The sequence below is a fragment of the Streptomyces sp. NPDC053542 genome, assembly GCF_044544685.1.
Taxonomy (GTDB): domain Bacteria; phylum Actinomycetota; class Actinomycetes; order Streptomycetales; family Streptomycetaceae; genus Streptomyces.
Window position 1 is genome coordinate 744,833 of sequence record NZ_JBITXL010000003.1, and the last position, 15,483, is coordinate 760,315.

Consider the following 15,483-nt stretch of genomic DNA (forward strand, 5'->3'; position numbering starts at 1 on the left):
GCGCGCCAGGCGCGCAGCCCCGGACGGATGGAATCCCACGCGTGACGGAGCACCCCACCTCCCACGAGCCGCGACCGGCACCCTTGCCGGCCGCGCCCCCGGCCATGCCGCCGCGGGGGTTGCCGGAGACGACGGCGCACGGCGCCGCCGATCCGCGCGACGCCCTGCGGCGGCCCGCCGGCCCCGCCCCAGCCGATCTCCCCGGCTCCGCCCTGCCCGGTTCCGGCCTGCCCGGCTCCGGGGCCGCGGGGCCGCCGGGGCGCAGCACCGGTGGTCCCGGTGAGGTGCCCGCGCCCCCGGGGCGCAGCGGGAAGAAGCGCCGGCGGCCCCGGGACCGGCGGACCGCCGACGCGGCCGACCGCAATGCCGCGCAGGGCGCCGGCGGCCACACCCAGGCCGGCGGCCCGGGCGGCGACGCCCCCGGCGGCCCCGCCGGCGTCTCCGGCAACGGCGCGGCGGGCCGGGCCCGGTCCCGCGCCGAGGAGCCGGACGACGGGCCCGGCCCGCACGACGGCGGCGGCGCGGCCGGCGTCGGACGGCCGCGGGACGGCGAAGGCCGTGCCCGGCAGCGGCCCCAGGAGCCCGTGGTACCGCCTCCGGGGCCCCGCCGGGCCCGCGACCAGGATGGCGGCGGCAGCCGGCGCCAGGCCACGGAGCCGGCGCGCCCGGAGGCGCCGCCGGCCCGGTCGGCACATCCGTCCGAGGGAGGTGAGCCGATGCCGGCCCGGCAGCCAGGCGGCGACCGGCTGCGCTTCGTCGGCGCGGCCACCCGGCGGATCGCCCGCGGCATCGACCTGGACGAGATCGTGCTGGGCCTGTGCCGGGCGACGGTCCCGACGTTCGCCGACGCGATCCTGGTGTACCTGCGCGACCCGCTGCCGGTGGGCGACGAGCGGCCGGCCGGCCCCGTCGTGCTGCGGCTGCGGCGCACCGACCGGATCCCGGAGGAGGCCGACACCAACGGCGGCCGGCTGCCCACCCTGCCCGCGCAGCCCGATCTGGGCCCGGCGATGGGCGGGATGGCGGCCGAGCTGGCCGAGGTCGTGCCCGGCGGGCCGCTGGCCGAGGTGCTGCGCGGGGTGCGCCCGCTCTTCGGCGAGGCGCAGGCCGCCCAGGCGGCGCTGCCCGAACTGCTCGGCCCCGGCACGCGGATGCCGCAGGGCCAGCGCGTCATCCTGGCGCCGCTGCGCGGCCGCCGCCGGGTGATCGGCGCCGCGGTCTTCCTGCGCCGCCCGGACCGCCCGGCGTTCGAGCCGGACGACCTGCTGGTGGCGGCGCAGCTGGCGACGCACACGGCGCTCGGCGTGGACAAGGCGGTGCTGTACGGGCGCGAGGCGTACATCGCCGACGCGCTGCAGCGCACGATGCTGCCCGACTCCCTCCCGCAGCCCACCGGCGTGCGCCTGGCCAGCCGTTACCTCCCGGCCGCCGAGACGGCCCGGGTCGGCGGCGACTGGTACGACGCGATCCCGCTGCCGGGGTCCCGGGTCGCCCTGGTCGTCGGCGATGTGATGGGGCATTCGATGACCTCGGCGGCGATCATGGGGCAGCTGCGCACGACCGCGCAGACCCTCGCCGGGCTCGACCTGCCGCCGCAGGAAGTCCTGCACCACCTCGACGAGCAGGCCCAGCGGCTCGGCACGGACCGGATGGCGACCTGCCTGTACGCGGTCTACGACCCGGTCGCGCACCGCATCATCGTCGCCAACGCCGGGCATCCGCCGCCGGTCATGCTGCACCGCGGCGGCCGCGCCGAGGTCCTGCGCGTGCCGCCCGGCGCCCCGATCGGCGTCGGCGGCGTGGACTTCGAGGCGGTCGAGCTGGACGCGCCCGCCGGCGCGACGCTGGTCCTGTACACCGACGGCCTGGTGGAGTCCCGGATACGGGACGTGTGGACCGGCATAGAGCAGCTCCGCGAGCGGCTGACGGAGACGGCCCGGCTGACCGGACCGAACCCGCCGCCGCTGGAGCCGCTCTGCGACGAGGTGCTGGACATGCTCGGCCCGGGCGACCGGGACGACGACATCGCGCTGCTCGCGGCCCGCTTCGACGGGATCGCGCCGAGCGACGTGGCGTACTGGTACCTCGACCCGAAGGCGCAGACCGCCGGGCAGGCCCGCCGCCTCGCCCGCCGGGCGCTGCAGCGCTGGGACCTGGAAGAGCTGACGGACCAGGTCGAACTGCTGGTCAGCGAGGTGGTCACCAACGCCGTGCGGTACGCGGAGCGGCCGATCACGCTGCGGCTGCTGCGCACGGACGTACTGCGCTGCGAGGTGGGCGACGACGTGCCGCAGCTGCCGCGGCTGCGGCAGGCCCGCCCGTCGGACGAGGGCGGCCGCGGCCTGTACCTGGTCAACCGCCTCGCGCGGCGCTGGGGCGCGACCCGGCTGAGCACCGGCAAGGTGGTCTGGTTCGAGATCTCGATGCCGCCCGTCGCACGGCGGCTGCCGGGCCGGGAGTAGACGGTACGGAGACACGCGGCGGGCCCGGGGCAATGCGCCCCGGGCCCGCCGTCGTTCACTCGCGCGCGCTCACTCGCCGGTCACCGGTCGTCTGCCGTTTCCGGGCTTCTCCTCCGTGTCCCCGCCGTCCGGCAGCGGGAGGTCCGAGGACTCGCTCGGCGACGGGGAGGCCGACTCCTCCGGCGGCTCGCTGGTCTCCGACTCGCTGGGCGACGGGGACGGCGAGGGCGAGGCGGACTCGGAGGAGCTCTCCGACGGGCTCGGCGACGGGGACTCCGACTCCTCGGTCTCGGTCGGCGTCGGGGTGGGCGTCGGCGCGACCCCGGCACCGAGGTCGGTGTCCAGGTCGAAGCGGGCCGACAGCTCGCCGCCCAGGGCGTTCTGGGTGTAGGCGGCCCAGATCTCCGCGGGGTAGCCGCCGCCGTTGACCCGGCCGCCGCCGCCCGCGCCGCGCAGGGTGACATGGCCGTGCGGCGCGTCGGCGTCCTCGCCGAACATGCCGACGGCGGTGACCAGTCGGGGCGTGTAGCCCACGAACCAGGCGGACTTGTTGTCGTCGGAGGTGCCGGTCTTGCCGGCGATGTCGTAGTCGGCGTTGCGGACGGCGGTGCCCGTGCCGTCCTGGACCACGCCGGTCAGCACGGAGGTCACGGTGTCCGCGGTGGTGCGGCTGATGACCTGCCCGCCGATCGGCTCCGGCAGATCGACGGGGGCCTCCTCGCCACGCTGCGCGGAGGTCACCAGCTGCGGGGTGACCTTCTTGCCGTGGTTGTCGAGGGTGGCGTAGACGCCGGCCATCTGGAGCGGGCTGGCGCCCATCGAGCCGAGCGTCATAGCCGGGCGGGCCGACATCTTCTCCGCGTCCATGCCGAGCTGTCCGGCGGTCTGCCGTACCTTCTCCAGCCCCACGTCCACGCCCATCTGCGCGAAGACGGAGTTGACGGAGTTGTTCATGGCCGTCTGGACGCTGATCGGACCGTAGTCCTTCTCGTCCTCGTTGGGCGGCGCGAAGCCGATGGCGCTGCCCTTGACGGGACGGCGGCTGGTGCCGTCGTAGACCGTGTCCGGGGTGATCGGAGTGCCGTCCTGGGTGGTGGAGTTCTTCTCCAGGGCGGTGGCGAGGATCAGCGGCTTGAAGGTGGAGGCCGGCTGGTAGTCGTCGCGGGTGGCGTTGTTGACGAAGTGCTCCAGGTAGCCCTTGCCGCCGTACAGCGCCACGATGTGCCCGCTCTTGGGGTCGACGGAGACCGCGCCGGCCTGGGCGTCGGCGTCCACGTCGCGGGCCTTGGGGTCGAGCTTGCTGGTCAGCTTCTCCTGGACGGCCGACTCCAGGGCGCTCTGCCGCTTCTTCTCGACGCCGAGGCTGATCGTCCAGCCGCCGGCCGCGAGGTCGTCCTCGGTGACGCCCTGCTTCTTCAGCTCGGCCTTGGCCAGCTCGATCAGGTAGCCCTTCTGGCCCTTCAGACCGGGGCTGGGCTTGGGCTTCTCCGGCACCGGGAACTTCAGGCCCTGCCGCTTCCCCGGGTCCAGCCACTTCATCTCGACCATGTTGTCGAGGGTGTAGTTCCAGCGCTCCTGGACCCGCTTCTTGCCGGCGTCGGTGGCGACGGCCCAGTCGTACTGGCTGGGCGCCTGGAGCAGCGAGGCGAGGTAGGCGCCCTGCGCGACCGTCAGGTCCCGGGTGTGCACGCCGTAGTACGCCTGCGCCGCGGCCTCGATGCCGTATGCGCCGCGGCCGTAGTAACTGGTGTTGATGTAGCCGGCCAGGATCTCGTTCTTGCCGAGCTTCTGATCGACCTTCAGGGAGATCACGATCTCCTTGAGCTTGCGGCTGACCGTCTGGTCCTGGGTCAGGTAGTAGTTCTTCACGAACTGCTGGGTGATGGTCGAGCCGCCCTGCTTGCCCCGGCCGCGCAGGGTGTTGAGGATGCCGCGGGTGGTGCCCTTCAGGTCGACGCCGGAGTCCTGGTAGAACGACTTGTTCTCGGCGGCGACGAAGGTGTGCTGGACGTCCTTGGGGATGTCGCTGATCGGCACGCTCTCGCGGTTGAAGCCGGTGCGGGCCAGCACGGAGCCGTCGGCGTACTTGTAGACGTTGGCCTGCGCGGTGGCCTGGCCGTTGGCGTTGGCCGGCACGTCGACGACGAGGTACAGGCCGATGAAGCCGAGGATGCCCAGCAGGCAGACGGTGAAGAACGCGCCGAGCAGCTTCCTGAAGGTGAAGAAGCGCCCTATGCCGCCGCCTCTTTTGCGTTTCGCCCGGCGGCTGCCCCGCTTCCGCGCCCGTCTCGCCTCGGCTCGTCCCATCGCTCGTGTCACTCCAGTCGTTCCGCCCCCAATAACCCAGCCTCCGAAGCTAACCCCCCGGTGTCATCACATAGGCATCGATCAAGCCTTTTCCGGACGTGACAATGAGCACCCCGTTCCTGTGCAACCGTTCGGGAGTTTCCGCGTCCGCCCTTGCGCCGCCCCGCCCGCCGGGCTTAAATAGCTATCACTTTGCTAGACCAGCGAAAGCATGCGAGTACGGCCCGACCGCCGTACGGAACGGGGGAACCCCATGTCCGACCAGACGCCCACGCCGCCCGCGGCCACCGAGCCCGACACCCCGGCCCTGCCCGCACCGCAGGTCAGAGAGGTGACGGCGCACAGCATCCCGGGCGGCCTCGGCCTGCTGCTGACCGTCATCGGCGTGATCGGCGGCATCGCGCTGGCGATCCTCGGAGCCGCGTCCGCCTCGGACGGCAACAAGGCGCTGGGCGGCACGATGATCGCCGTCGGCATCGCGCTGCTGCTCGTCTCCCTCTTCTGCATGGGCGGCGTGAAGATGGTCGCGCCCGGTGAGGCCCGGGTCATCCAGCTCTTCGGCCGGTACGTCGGCACGATCCGCACCGACGGCCTGCGCTGGATCAACCCGCTCACCAGCGCCACCAAGATCTCCACCCGGGTCCGCAACCACGAGACCGCGGTCCTGAAGGTCAACGACGCCTACGGCAACCCCATCGAGCTGGCCTCGATCGTGGTCTGGAAGGTCGAGGACACCGCGCAGGCGCTCTTCGAGGTGGACGACTTCCTGGAGTTCGTCGCCACCCAGACCGAGGCGGCCGTCCGGCACATCGCGATCGAGTACCCCTACGACGCGCACGACGAGGACGCGCTCTCGCTGCGCGGCAACGCCGAGGAGATCACCGAGAAGCTCGCCGCCGAGCTGACCGCGCGGGTCGAGGCGGCCGGCGTGCGGATCATCGAGGCGCGCTTCAGCCACCTCGCGTACGCGCCCGAGATCGCCTCCGCGATGCTCCAGCGGCAGCAGGCCGGCGCGGTCGTCGCGGCCCGCCAGCAGATCGTCGAGGGCGCGGTCGGCATGGTCGAGTCGGCCCTGGACCGGATCAGCGAGCAGGGCATCGTCGAACTGGACGAGGAGCGCAAGGCGGCCATGGTCTCCAACCTCATGGTGGTGCTGTGCGGTGACCGCGCCGCGCAGCCCGTCCTGAACACGGGCTCGCTCTACCAGTGAGCCCGCGCAGCGAGGAGCCCGGGACGCCGGGGCGGCGGCCGCAGCAGCGCAAGCAGATGCTGCTGCGGCTCGACCCGTCGGTGCACGACGCGCTGGTGCGCTGGGCCGGTGACGAACTGCGCAGCGCCAATGCGCAGATCGAGTTCCTGCTCCGCCGCGCGCTGGCGGAGGCGGGGCGGCTGCCCAAGGACGCCGGGGCGATGCGGCGCCGGGGGCGCCCGCCGAAGACCGACGCGCCGCCGCCCTCGGAAGACGAGTGACACCGATCCCGGTCAGTCCACGACCCGTACCGGCAGCGGCCGCAGGGCCGTCCGTAGCGCCCGGGCGAACTCCTCGAACTCGCGCTGCCGGGCCGCGCCCGTGCGCATGGCCAGGGCGATCCGCCGGGAGGGCGCCGGGTCGTCGAAGTACCCGGTGGTCAGCTCCTCGTTGCGGCCGGTCTCCACGCGCAGCGCGGTGCGCGGCAGCAGCGTGACGCCCATCCCGCCGGCCACCAGCTGGACGAGCGTGGAGAGCCCGGCCGCGCTGGTGGTCACCGCGGCCCCTTCCTCGCGCCCGGCCTCCCGGCAGATGTCCAGCGCCTGGTCGCGCAGGCAGTGCCCCTCGTCCAGGAGCAGCAGGTCCAGCTCGCGCAGCGCCTCGCGCGGTATGTCGCCGCGGCCGCCGAGCCAGTGCTCCTTGGGCGCGACGAGCACGAAGTCCTCGTCGAAGAGCGGCAGTTCGGTGACGCCGGCGACACCGAGCGGTACCGCGAGCAGCAGCAGGTCCAGCCGCCCGTGCGCCAGGCCGTCCAGCAGCGAGGCGGTCTGCTCCTCGTGGACCTGGAGGTCGAGGTCCGGGTACGTGTCGTGCACGAGCTTCAGCACGGTCGGGAGCAGGTAGGGCGCGACGGTCGGGATGACGCCGAGCCGCAGTACGCCGGTGAAGGGCGCGCGGGCGGCCTCGGCCTCCTCCATGAGGTCGCCGACCGCCTCCATTACTGTGCGTGCCCGGGCCGCGACCCGCTCCCCCGCGGGCGACAGCAGTACTTTTCGGGTCGTACGCTCGAGGAGCTGGACTCCGAGGGCGTCCTCCAGAGCCGAGACCGCACCGGAGAGCGCGGGCTGGCTCATGCCGATCTCGGCGGCCGCCTCGCGGAAATGCAGATGCTCGGCCACCGCGGCAAACGCCCGGAGCTGCGAAAACGAGGGCTGCCGGGGGCGTCCGGCCCCTGCGGTAGTGGGCTGGGCCACTGATAACCACCTCCGATCAACGCCACCGAGTCTAGCTATTTCACTGATCAATGCACCTTGTGGCAACGTGGAGACCGTCCAACCCCCAGGAAAGCCCCAAAAGGGAATTCCTACCCTGCAAGGAGTGCGTGTGCTCACCGTTGGTGACAAGTTCCCCGAGTTCGACCTGACTGCCTGTGTCTCGCTGGAGAAGGGCAAGGAGTTCGAGCAGATCAACCACAAGACCTACGAGGGCAAGTGGAAGATCGTCTTCGCGTGGCCCAAGGACTTCACCTTCGTGTGCCCGACCGAGATCGCGGCCTTCGGCAAGCTGAACGAGGAGTTCGCCGACCGTGACGCCCAGATCCTCGGCTTCTCCGGCGACTCCGAGTTCGTGCACCACGCCTGGCGCAAGGACCACCCGGACCTGACCGACCTGCCCTTCCCGATGCTGGCCGACTCCAAGCACGAGCTCATGCGGGACCTGGGCATCGAGGGCGAGGACGGCTTCGCGCAGCGCGCCGTGTTCATCGTGGACCAGAACAACGAGATCCAGTTCACCATGGTGACCGCCGGCTCCGTCGGCCGTAACCCCAAGGAGGTCCTGCGGGTCCTGGACGCCCTGCAGACCGACGAGCTCTGCCCCTGCAACTGGTCCAAGGGCGACGAGACCCTGGACCCGGTCGCGCTCCTCTCGGGCGAGTGAACGGGAGGCTGAATCATGGCTCTCGATGATCTGAAGTCCGCCGTTCCGGACTACGCCAAGGACCTGAAGCTGAACCTCGGTTCGGTGATCGGCAACAGCGACCTGCCGCAGCAGCAGCTGTGGGGCACCGTGCTGGCCTGCGCCATCGCGTCGCGCTCGCCGAAGGTGCTGCGCGAGCTGGAGCCGGAGGCCAAGGCCAACCTCTCCCCCGAGGCGTACACCGCCGCCAAGTCGGCCGCCGCCATCATGGCGATGAACAACGTGTTCTACCGGACCCGGCACCTGCTGTCGGACCCGGAGTACGGCACGATGCGCGCCGGCCTGCGGATGAACGTCATCGGCAACCCCGGTGTCGACAAGGTCGACTTCGAGCTGTGGTCGCTGGCCGTCTCGGCCATCAACGGCTGCGGCATGTGCCTGGACTCGCACGAGCAGGTGCTGCGCAAGGCGGGTGTCGAGCGCGACACGATCCAGGAGGCCGTCAAGATCGCGGCCGTCCTGCAGGCCGTTGGCGCCACGCTGGACGCCGAGGCGTCGCTGGCCGAGTAACACCGGCTTCGCGCCGCGGGAGTGCCGGCCGTCGGCCGGGTGCTGCCACGTCGTGGCTGATCGCGCAGGTCCCCGCGCCCCTGAAGGGGCGCGGGGACCTGCGCGTTTCAGCCAGCGGGCTAGCCGTCCGCGCCCCGAGCCGGCACCGGCGCTCTCCGGAGGGCCTGTTCGTGCGCGTACGCGCGCAGGTACGACACCACGGTGTTGGTGACGGCTACCAGTGGCACCGCCACCACCGCTCCGCCGATGTCCGCGACCAGGCCGCCCGCGGCCACCGAGAGGATCACGGCGAGCGGGTGCACCCGCACCGCGCGGCCCAGGATGAAGGGCTGCAGGATGTGGCCCTCGATCTGCTGCACGGCCAGCACGACCACCAGCACCATCAGCGCCGTGAACACGCCCTGGGTCACCAGCGCGACCACGCACGCCAGCGCGCCCGAGACCACCGCGCCCACCAGCGGGATGAACGCGAAGAGGAAGATGAACACCGCGAGCGGCACGGCGAGCGGCACGTTCAGGAAGTACAGCCCGATGCCGATGAAGATCGCGTCGATCAGCGCCACGATCACCGTGCCGCGCACATAGGCGGTCAGCGTCCGCCAGGCCCGCGGCCCGGCCCCCGCCACGCCCTCGCGCGCCGCGCTCGGCACGAGCTTGAGCAGCCACTCCCAGATGCGCCGCCCGTCGTAGAGCAGGAAGAGCGTGGTGAACATCGCCAGCAGGATGCCGGTGAGCATCTCGATGACGACCGTGACGCCTTCCAGGCCCGCGCTGGTGATCTCCTCGGTGTTCGAGCCGATCGCGTCCTGGAGGTTCTTCGCGATGTCGTTGATCTGGCCCTCGGTCACATGGAACGGGCTCTTCAGCAGCCAGTCCTTCAGCTCGCTGATGCCGTCCTGGACCCGGCTGGAGACCGAGTCGATGTTGTCCATGACCTGCCAGACCACGAACCAGCCGACCAGGCCCATGATGACGAAGCCGGTGATGAACGTGATGGCCGTCGCCGGGCCCCTGGGCAGGCCGCGGTGCTTGAGCCAGGCCACGGTCGGCTGCAGCAGCGCGGTGATCAGCAGTGCCGCGACGAACGCCAGCACCACCAGCTGGATGCTGGTGATGGCCCGCGCGAGGACGTACACGGTCGCGGCCAGGACGAGGAGCCGCCAGGCCGCCTCGGCGGCGACCCGTATCCCCCACGGCACCGCGTCCACGGGCTCGGGCCGGTGCGGCACGGCGGGCGCGTACGCGGGCGGCGCGGGCACGGACGCCGGTACAGCGGCCGTGGCGGCCTCCTGAGGGGGCGTCGACGGCTTCGGGGGCACCGGAGCGGCGGCAGCGGCTTCTGTGGCGTCAGAGGCGGCAGAGGCGTCCGTGGTGCGCGTGGCGCCCCCGTCCTCCGAAGCGGTACCGGCGGGCCCCGCGTCCTCCGGGGGAGCGCCACCGGGCACGACGGGCGGTTCCAGCGGCTTGGGCGGCACCGCGTGGCCGTGCACCGTGCCGTGCCCCAGCCGGCCGTCGCCGTCGGCTGCCGCGGCCTCCGTACGCCGGCGCCGTTCCTCCAGGCGCGCGGCGAGCCGCGTCAGGCCGGCCCCCGCGCCGCCGACCCACTGAGGCAGTCTGGACATCTCGCTTCCTCTTCCCCCCTCGGTCCCCTTCAGAACCGGTGCCGACACCCTGGCTCTCACTGTCGGGACGACGTTACCTGTGTGGAAAGCGCGAAACCCCCGACCCTTGTACGGTCGGGGGTTTCGCGTCGCTGTACGGCGAGCCGGTCTAGTACCAGCTGTTGGCCTGCCAGAACGACCAGGCGCCGCAGGGGCTGCCGTAGCGGTCGTTCATGTAGCCCAGGCCCCACTTGATCTGGGTGGCCGGGTTGGTCTGCCAGTCGGAGCCCGCCGAGGCCATCTTGGAGCCCGGCAGCGCCTGGACGAGGCCGTAGGCGCCCGAGGAGGCGTTGGTGGCACGGTAGTTCCAGCCGGACTCGTGGTCCACGATGTTGCTGAAGCACTGGAACTGGTCGGCCGGCATCATCTGCCGGGCCATCGCCTGGGTCTCTGCGATCGTGTACGACGACTTGACGGCGATGTCACCCAGGGCGCCGCGCTCGGCGGAGCGGCTGGCTGCCTGCTCCTTGGCCTCGGCACGGTCCTTGGCAGCCTGCTTCTCTGCCGCGAGCTGCTTCTCGGCCGCGTCCTTCTTGGCCTGTGCGCTCTCCGCTGCCGCCTTGCGGGCCGCCTCCTGGGCGGTCTTCAGGGCGGCGGCGTCCGCCTGGGTGGACTGGTCATCCGCCTGCTGCACGAGGGACGCCGTCTCCACCTGGGCCTGCTGACCCGCGGGGATGTCCGCGATCGACGCGTCGGCAGCCGTTGCCTCGGTGTTGGCGACCGAGCCCGGCTGAGCGCCCGACGCGACGCCGACAACGGCGCCGACTGTGGTGACCGCGGTGGCGGAGGCCACGGCGAATCCCCGGACCGAAATCCGGCTCACACGTTTTCCTTCCAGCGTCGTCCGCGTAGGTGACCATCGCGGACGCAATCGTGCCCCTGGCGCTGTCCTCCGTATTGCTCCGTCCCCGAAGTGCGGGTGGGGCCGGCTGGTCACAGGAGGCACTGGCCCGGTACGTACCCCTCAGGGGTCCGCGTGGTGCTCGGGCGGCATACGGCGAACGCTTTTCAGTTCTGTGGTTCTACACCGCTGGGGGTGCCAATGTGCCGTATGCGGGGCCTGACAGGTCCCAGACTCTGCCCGAAGCGGACGCGCGGAATCAATTCTGAGCCGGGTGTGAAAGCTCACACCTCGTTTACGCCTCTGAGTTTCCGGATATCTCCGCGCGCGACGACGCCGCCCGGCTAGGCTCTCTGGCTTCGCCGGACGGCGCAGGTCACACAAGGGGTAGGGGCCGTGCGAACCCCTCATTCGGGGCGCGTCCCCTATACAGGATCAGATACGTCCGTCCTCCAGCATTTCGGTCACCAGGGCCGCGATCGGCGACCGCTCCGAGCGGTTCAGTGTGATGTGCGCGAAGAGCGGATGGCCCTTCAGCTTCTCCACGACCGCGACCACGCCGTCGTACCGCCCGACCCGCAGGTTGTCGCGCTGCGCGACGTCATGAGTCAGCACTACGCGGCTATTTGCCCCGATTCGGGACAGAACGGTCAGCAGGACGTTCCGCTCCAGGGACTGGGCCTCGTCGACGATCACGAAGGCGTCGTGCAGTGACCGGCCGCGGATGTGGGTGAGCGGCAGCACTTCCAGCATCCCGCGCCCCACCACCTCCTCGATGACATCGGACGATGTCACCGACGTGAGGGTGTCGAAGACGGCCTGCGCCCACGGGCCCATCTTCTCGGCCTCGGTGCCCGGGAGATATCCCAGGTCCTGCCCGCCGACGGCGTACAGCGGCCGGAAGACCATCACCTTTCTGTGCTGCCGGCGCTCCAGCACGGCCTCCAGGCCCGCGCAGAGCGCCAGCGCCGACTTGCCCGTGCCGGCCCGGCCGCCCATCGAGACGATGCCGACCTCCTGGTCGAGCAGCAGGTCCAGCGCGATCCGCTGCTCGGCGCTGCGGCCGTGGATGCCGAACGCCTCGCGGTCGCCGCGCACCAGCCGCACCCGGCCGTCGGCCGTGACCCGGCCGAGCGCCTTGCCGCGCTCGGACTGGAGCACGAGCCCCGTGTGCACGGGCAGCTCCGCCGCCTCGGGGACGTAGGCGCTCTCCACGGCGAAGAGGTCGTCGACCTGCTCGGCGTCGACCGTCAGCTCCGCCATGCCGGTCCAGCCGGAGTCGGTGATCGCCAGCTCGGCGCGGTACTCCTCCGCCAGCAGGCCCACCGAGGACGCCTTGATCCGCAGCGGCAGGTCCTTGGAGACGACCGTGACGTCGTACCCCTCGGCCTGGAGGTTGCGGGCCACCGCGAGGATCCGCGAGTCGTTGTCCCCCATCTGATAGCCGACGGGGAGGACGCCGGGATCGGAGTGGTTCAGCTCGACCCGCAGTGTCCCCCCGACCTCGCCGATCGGGATGGGGGCGTCCAGGCGGCCGTGCCGCACGCGGTACTCGTCCAGCAGGCGCAGCGCCTGCCGGGCGAAGTAACCGAGCTCGGGATGGTGCCTCTTGGCTTCCAGCTCCGTGACCACCACTACCGGCAGCACGACTTCGTGCTCCTCGAAGCGGGCCATGGCGCCTGGATCCGCCAGCAGGACGCTGGTGTCGAGGACGTAGGTGCGCCGGTCGGCCTCACGGCGCTGCTTGCTGTTCACCACGGGTGGACGAACCCCCTCGGATGAGGTCGGGGTGCGACGGCGTCGCGGGGGATGGAGCCGGGCTCGGGCCGCGATGCGCGGGCCGTGCGCCGGCCCTCCGCGTCGGCCGTGCGGTCCGCACGATCGTCCGTGATGCGCAAAGGGCCTCCCGGGCGGACGGCGGCATGCCGTCCGCTGCAGAGCGGCACCCACTGGACCTGGCTTTTCGGGTGCCGTCCTGGAAGGGATATTCCCGCGAACACCTGCAGCCATGCCCCGGCATATGACGCACAACCAGTGAATTCGTGGTTACCGGTGAACGGCAGGCCCCATGTGACGTGTCACGCCCCGGCCCTGACAGGCCGTCGCCACCCCGTGGCGCAGGCGGATCAGACCCCGTACCGCCGGTGCCGGTAGGCGTAGTCCCGCAGCGCGCGCAGGCTGTGCTCTCCCGGGGGACAACCCCCGGACCCCCGGCAGTGCCGCGCGTCAGACTCCGTACCGCCGGTGCCGGTAGGCATAGTCACGGAGTGCTCGCAGGAAGTCGACCTTGCGGAAGGCGGGCCAGAAGACCTCGCAGAAGTAGTACTCCGAGTGGGCGCTCTGCCACAGCATGAAGCCGGACAGCCGCTGCTCGCCGCTCGTGCGGATCACCAGGTCCGGGTCGGGCTGGCCGCGGGTGTACAGGTGCTCGGAGATCTTCTCGACGTCGACGCCGTCGGCGATCTCCTCGACGGAGGCGCCGCGCCCGGCCTCGTCCAGCAGCAGCGAGCGGACCGCGTCCGCGATCTCCTGCCGGCCGCCGTAGCCGACCGCCACGTTGACGACGACGCCGCCGATGTGGTCCGTGGCCTCCTCGGCCTCCTTGAGCACGCGCTGGGTGCCCGCGGGGAGGAGGTCGCGGTTGCCGACGTGGTGCACCCGCCAGCGGCCGTCGGCCGCCAGCCGCCGCACGGTGTTCTCGATGATGCCGAGGAGCGGCTTCAGCTCCTTCTCCGGCCGGTCGAGGTTGTCCGTGGAGAGCATCCACAGGGTGACGACCTCGACGTCGGTCTCCTCGCACCAGCCCAGCAGCTCTTCGATCTTCGCCGCGCCCGCCTGGTGCCCCTGCTCGGTGGTCAGACCGTCGGCGCGGGCCCAGCGGCGGTTGCCGTCCAGGATGACGCCGATGTGCTTGGGCACCTGGGAGTGGTCCAGCCGGCGCTCCACCCGGCGCTCGTACAGCTTGTACACGAACTCCCGCACAACAGGGGGATACGGGATACCCATCCCGGAAGATCGCAGCATGTGTGGTCCAGCCCCTCCGTGCCTATTTGGCGGTCGCCCCCGTCGCCTCAAGTCCGCAACTTTACTTCTCGGGAGTGGCAATGACCCAATCAGGTCTGTCACAACTCCGTGATAAGGAGATGCTCATGACTGGCACCTCTGACTACCGCGCAGCCGATTCGCGCTACGACTCCATGGAGTACCGCCGCACCGGCCGCAGCGGCCTGAAACTCCCGGCGATCTCTCTCGGACTGTGGCACAACTTCGGCGACGACCGCACGCTGGAGTCGCAGCGCGCGATCCTGCGACGCGCCTTCGACCTGGGCGTCACCCACTTCGACCTGGCGAACAACTACGGCCCGCCGCCCGGCTCCGCGGAGCTGAACTTCGGCAAGATCTTCGCGCAGGACTTCCGGTCCTACCGGGACGAAATGATCCTTTCCACGAAGGCCGGATATCTGATGCACCCCGGTCCGTACGGAGAATGGGGTTCCCGGAAATACCTGCTCTCGTCGCTGGACGCGTCGCTCCGCCGGATGGGCGTCGATTACGTCGACATCTTCTACTCGCACCGATTCGACCCGGAGACTCCGCTCGAGGAGACGATGGGCGCACTGGCTTCCGCGGTACAGCAGGGCAAGGCCCTGTATGTGGGCGTTTCCTCCTACAACTCCGCGCAGACCCGCGAAGCGGCCCGCATTCTGCGGGAAATGGGCGTACCCGCGCTGATCCACCAGCCCTCGTACAGCATGATCAACCGCTGGACCGAGGACGACGGGCTGCTGGACACCCTGGAGGCGGCGGGCATGGGCTGCATCTCCTTCGCGCCGCTGGCGCAGGGGATGCTCACCGACAAGTACCTGCACGGCATTCCCGAGGGCTCGCGCGCCTCCCAGGGCAAGTCGCTGGACCCGGGGCTGCTCTCCGAGGACGTCGTGCGGCGGCTGCGCGGCCTGAACGAGATCGCGCAGCGCCGCGGCCAGTCGCTGGCGCAGCTCGCGCTGTCGTGGGTGCTGCGGGACGAGCGGATGACCTCGGCGCTGATCGGCGCGAGCAGCGTCGCGCAGCTGGAGGCGAATGTGGCGGCGCTCGGCGGGGACAAGCTGACCGACGCCGAGCTGGCCGAGATCGATGAATTCGCGACCTCGACGGAGGGCGTGAACATCTGGGCGCGGCGGTAGCGGGCGCCCGGACCCCGGAATGAAAAAGCGGGCCGGTCCGTGGGGGGGATACGGACCGGCCCGAGGGGGGGTTTCCACCATAACCCCGGACGGGGTGTGCTGCGCGCATCAGCGGCGGTCAGCCCGCGTGTCACGGAGTCGATCAAGGCTCGGCGGGGCCGTTCGGGCGGTACCCGAATTCCGTTAATGATCTTGTATTCGCGCGCCATCACCCGCCTCATGGCGGGCCCGTAGCCTTAATGATCTTGTTCCGTACCGTGTCGGACCTGTCCCCCTCCGTCACGCCACGAGCGTGACGGACCTCTCGTCCCGCCGGTCACGGATACCCCGCAGGAGCGACACCCGTACGGTC

General features: G+C 71.3%; 12 protein-coding genes. 6 read left to right on the forward strand and 6 right to left on the reverse strand.

Going from position 1 to position 15,483, the window contains the following annotated elements; genetic code table 11:
• Positions 1-41: 41 nt before the first annotated feature.
• Entirely contained in the window at positions 42-2,462 is a 2,421-nt protein-coding gene (locus ACIGXO_RS11200; RefSeq protein ID WP_399783542.1) for a SpoIIE family protein phosphatase, read from the forward strand.
• 69 nt (positions 2,463-2,531) lie between these two features.
• Here ACIGXO_RS11200 and ACIGXO_RS11205 read toward each other — a convergent pair whose 3' ends face one another.
• Positions 2,532-4,769 (reverse strand): transglycosylase domain-containing protein, encoded by a 2,238-nt coding sequence (locus tag ACIGXO_RS11205; RefSeq protein ID WP_399783545.1) that lies wholly within the window; start codon positions 4,767-4,769, stop codon positions 2,532-2,534.
• Between the two features lie 253 nt (positions 4,770-5,022).
• Between ACIGXO_RS11205 and ACIGXO_RS11210 the strand changes: the two genes are divergently transcribed.
• Together ACIGXO_RS11210 and ACIGXO_RS11215 are read left to right on the forward strand one after the other, a co-directional pair.
• Positions 5,023-5,979 (forward strand): SPFH domain-containing protein, encoded by a 957-nt coding sequence (locus ACIGXO_RS11210; RefSeq protein WP_399783548.1) that lies wholly within the window; start codon positions 5,023-5,025, stop codon positions 5,977-5,979.
• The gene (locus ACIGXO_RS11215; protein WP_399783551.1) at positions 5,976-6,239 is read left to right on the forward strand and encodes a hypothetical protein; all 264 of its coding nucleotides are present in this window, start codon (positions 5,976-5,978) and stop codon (positions 6,237-6,239) included. Before ACIGXO_RS11210 ends, ACIGXO_RS11215 begins: the two co-directional genes overlap by 4 nt.
• A 12-nt stretch (positions 6,240-6,251) precedes the next feature.
• Here ACIGXO_RS11215 and ACIGXO_RS11220 read toward each other — a convergent pair whose 3' ends face one another.
• Positions 6,252-7,211, reverse strand: coding sequence for a hydrogen peroxide-inducible genes activator (locus tag ACIGXO_RS11220; protein WP_399783553.1), 960 nt, complete (start codon positions 7,209-7,211; stop codon positions 6,252-6,254).
• Between the two features lie 130 nt (positions 7,212-7,341).
• On the opposite strand from ACIGXO_RS11220, the gene ACIGXO_RS11225 reads away from it, so the two are divergent.
• The gene (locus tag ACIGXO_RS11225; RefSeq protein WP_030265371.1) at positions 7,342-7,896 is read left to right on the forward strand and encodes a peroxiredoxin; all 555 of its coding nucleotides are present in this window, start codon (positions 7,342-7,344) and stop codon (positions 7,894-7,896) included.
• A gap of 15 nt (positions 7,897-7,911) precedes the next feature.
• On the forward strand, positions 7,912-8,445 hold the full coding sequence (locus ACIGXO_RS11230) for an alkyl hydroperoxide reductase (RefSeq protein WP_399783556.1): 534 nt from the start codon (positions 7,912-7,914) through the stop codon (positions 8,443-8,445).
• 119 nt (positions 8,446-8,564) lie between these two features.
• Here the strand turns inward: ACIGXO_RS11230 and ACIGXO_RS11235 are convergent, their stop codons facing one another.
• The 4 genes from ACIGXO_RS11235 to ACIGXO_RS11250 all read right to left on the reverse strand — a co-directional run bounded on the left by ACIGXO_RS11235 (position 8,565) and on the right by ACIGXO_RS11250 (position 13,953).
• Complete coding sequence (locus ACIGXO_RS11235) at positions 8,565-10,067, reverse strand: AI-2E family transporter (protein ID WP_399783559.1); 1,503 nt, start codon at positions 10,065-10,067, stop codon at positions 8,565-8,567.
• A 148-nt stretch (positions 10,068-10,215) separates the two neighbouring features.
• Positions 10,216-10,929, reverse strand: a complete 714-nt coding sequence (locus ACIGXO_RS11240) for a lytic transglycosylase domain-containing protein (RefSeq protein WP_399783562.1) — start codon at positions 10,927-10,929, stop codon at positions 10,216-10,218.
• 453 nt (positions 10,930-11,382) lie between these two features.
• Entirely contained in the window at positions 11,383-12,705 is a 1,323-nt protein-coding gene (locus ACIGXO_RS11245) for a PhoH family protein (RefSeq protein ID WP_399783564.1), read from the reverse strand.
• 468 nt (positions 12,706-13,173) lie between these two features.
• Positions 13,174-13,953 (reverse strand): isoprenyl transferase, encoded by a 780-nt coding sequence (locus ACIGXO_RS11250; protein WP_399783882.1) that lies wholly within the window; start codon positions 13,951-13,953, stop codon positions 13,174-13,176.
• Positions 13,954-14,096: 143 nt separating this feature from the next.
• Here ACIGXO_RS11250 and mgrA point away from each other — a divergent pair, with 143 nt between their 5' ends.
• Positions 14,097-15,131, forward strand: a complete 1,035-nt coding sequence (gene mgrA / locus ACIGXO_RS11255; RefSeq protein WP_399783566.1) for an L-glyceraldehyde 3-phosphate reductase — start codon at positions 14,097-14,099, stop codon at positions 15,129-15,131.
• The last annotated feature ends 352 nt before the right edge of the window (positions 15,132-15,483 follow it).